The sequence below is a fragment of the Jeotgalibacillus terrae genome, from assembly GCF_016908195.1.
Classification (GTDB): domain Bacteria; phylum Bacillota; class Bacilli; order Bacillales; family Jeotgalibacillaceae; genus Jeotgalibacillus; species Jeotgalibacillus terrae.
Window position 1 is genome coordinate 1 of sequence record NZ_JAFBDK010000044.1, and the last position, 2,821, is coordinate 2,821.

Sequence of the window (2,821 nt, forward strand, 5' to 3'; positions counted from 1 at the left end):
TGAATACAGCCATTAGATTGACCCACCTTTGCCATCTTTTTGATCCACTAGTGACACGTTTTTATACCACCTCTGCCATAGAGAGATCCACCCTTCTTTATAATTGAAGTGCACCTTACGGTGTAAATCAGTTATACAGGAGGGTTTTTTATGGTTAAATATCGGGAAATCCTGAGGCTACACGCTCAGGGAATAAGTCAAAGGGGGATTGCTTCAAGCACTTCAAATTCTAGGAATACCATTAGAGAGGTATTGAAAAGAGCTGAGGAATGTCAGACAAAGTGGCCATTAGAGGAAGGAATGACAGATCAAGATTTACAGGCGTTATTGTTTCCAGAAAAGCATACTTCAATTGATTTCAGAAGAAAACCAGACTGTAATCTTATTCATAAAGAGTTAGCTAAGCCTGGCGTTAATTTAACGTTACTATGGGAAGAGTATTCTTTAAGCTGTCGATCAAGCGAAGAAATACCCTATAGCTATCGTCAATTCTGCAGAGTCTACCATGATTATGCTCGCAAGACAAAGGCGACCATGCGTATCAAACGGAAACCGGGAGAGCTGTTGGAAGTTGATTGGGCTGGTCAAACCATGTCATTGAAAGATCAGCTTACAGGTGAAGACATATCTGTTTATATCTTTGTTTCTGCCCTTCCGTGCAGTCAGTACGCTTACGTAGAAGGTTTCCTCTCGATGAACGCAGAGGCCTGGATCACAGCTCATATCCATGCATTTCAGTTTTATGGCGGTGTTCCGAGAGTCATTGTGCCCGACAACCTTAAAACCGGTGTGGTAAAGGCTTCAAGATATGAACCAATCATCCATACAGGCTATCAGGAGATGGCCGAACACTATCAAACGACGATTGTTCCAGCGCGTGTGAGACACCCAAAAGATAAGGCAAGTGCTGAAAGTACAGTTGGACACATTTCTACCTGGATTATCGCTTCACTAAGAAACCAGGAGTTTTTTAGCTTACAAGAATTAAATAGTGTCGTTCATGAAAAGCTTAAGGAATTTAATCACAAACCGTTTCAAAAGAAACAAGGAAGCAGACACACGGCATTCAAAGAAGAAGAGCACTTCGCATTAACACCGTTGCCTGCTTCAACATACGAAATCGCAACTTGGCGAATTGCGACCGTACAATACGATTATCACATAGTTGTCGATAAAATGTTTTACTCAGTTCCCTATGATTACGTCAAATATCAAGTAGATATTCGAGTGACCAGAACCATTGTAGAGGTGTTTTATAAAGGGTTGCGAATTGCTTCTCATAAAAAATTAAAGGGCAAGCCTGGACAGTTCAGTACACTGTCTGATCATATGCCTAAAGAACATAAACAGTATGTGGACTTTGATCAGTCATACGTTCGTAACTGGGGTGAAACAGCTGGCGCAAATATTTTAGTCACCATCGATCGTATTTTTGCCTCTTACCGGGTTGAAAAACAAGCTATTAAAGCTTGTCTGGGCGTTATTAAACTGGCGGATCAATACTCTGTAGAGCGCTTAGAAAAAGCGTGTGAGCGAGCATTGAAACATACAAGCAGACCTACGCTGAAAAGTATCCAGACGATCTTAAAGAATGGACAAGATAAACTGCCCGACACTTTTAAAGAGGACATCGTTAAAAAAGACATGAAACCCAACCCTTACGGTTTTACAAGAGGCGCAGACTACTATGGAGGTAAGAACTAATGACAACTGAAAACACACTAACTAAATTGAATGAGATGAGAATGACCGCGATGGCAGAAAGATATATGGACCAATTAAAAAACCCTGAATATCAAGAGTTATCGTTTGAAGATCGCTTCGGTATGCTTGTAGACATTGAGTGGGGACGAAGAAAAAATGCCAAACTGGATCGACTCATCAGAAGTGCAGAATTTAGAGATAGCCAGGCTTGTATTGAAGACATTGAATACCATGGTGACCGTAAATTAGATAAAACACAGATCCTGAGATTATCGACAGGAAGATATATCGAGGAAAAGCACAATATCATTATCAAAGGTGCATCCGGAAACGGAAAAACATATCTGGGCTGTGCTTTTGGCGTCGCTGCCTGTCGTCAGTTCTATAAAGTGAAATACATCCGCCTGCCTGATTTATTAGATGAGCTCGCAGTCGCTAGAGGTGAAGGTATTTACCGTAAGGTCATCAAAAAGTATACAAAAGTAGAGTTGTTGATTCTTGATGAATGGCTCTTAACCCCGCTGAGAGAAACTGAGGCGAGAGACCTTCTGGAGATCGTCGAATCAAGGTATCAAGTAGCCTCCACCATCTTCTGTTCGCAGTTTGATCCTCGGGGATGGCATGAAAAGATTGGAGAAGGTACACTGGCAGATGCCATTCTTGATCGCATTGTACACGGCTCATATCACTTGATGTTAGATGGGGATGTTTCTATGCGGGAGCGCCATGGACTGGAGGGTTCACGATGATTCCTGAAGAAGTAGAAAATCGTATTGCGAGGTATTTCTTTCATAACTTTATGCCTGAAGAGCTAATGGTAGATATTGAAGAATACCTTCTTTGCCACTGTCTTTACACGGATGAAGAAGATATTGATATCGATTTCCTTGTGTTTGAGGCTGTATTTATACTTAGAGACAGGTTGCAGGGAATGAAGCTAAAATAGATTAATACAAACAAAACAGCCATTGTGTTTCCATGGCTGTTTTCTATTAAATCTGCTTGTACTCTATTTTTTTATCTTTATGTGGATCTCGTATGGCAACGGTGGATCAAATGGATGTCATTGGTGGGTCAAAAAGATGGCAACACTGGATCTATCCCTTGGCTGTAGTCA

General features: G+C 41.2%; 3 protein-coding genes. All 3 read left to right on the forward strand.

Annotated features, from left to right (window positions below):
• Positions 1-150: 150 nt before the first annotated feature.
• From istA to JOD21_RS19140, 3 genes are read left to right on the forward strand one after another with little or no spacing between them, the layout of a single operon-like run.
• Positions 151-1,704, forward strand: coding sequence for an IS21 family transposase (gene istA, locus JOD21_RS19130; protein WP_204731094.1), 1,554 nt, complete (start codon positions 151-153; stop codon positions 1,702-1,704).
• Positions 1,704-2,453 (forward strand): IS21-like element helper ATPase IstB, encoded by a 750-nt coding sequence (istB, locus tag JOD21_RS19135; RefSeq protein ID WP_159643350.1) that lies wholly within the window; start codon positions 1,704-1,706, stop codon positions 2,451-2,453. Before istA ends, istB begins: the two co-directional genes overlap by 1 nt.
• On the forward strand, positions 2,450-2,650 hold the full coding sequence (locus JOD21_RS19140; RefSeq protein WP_204731095.1) for a hypothetical protein: 201 nt from the start codon (positions 2,450-2,452) through the stop codon (positions 2,648-2,650). The genes istB and JOD21_RS19140 overlap by 4 nt, the downstream gene beginning before the upstream one ends.
• The last annotated feature ends 171 nt before the right edge of the window (positions 2,651-2,821 follow it).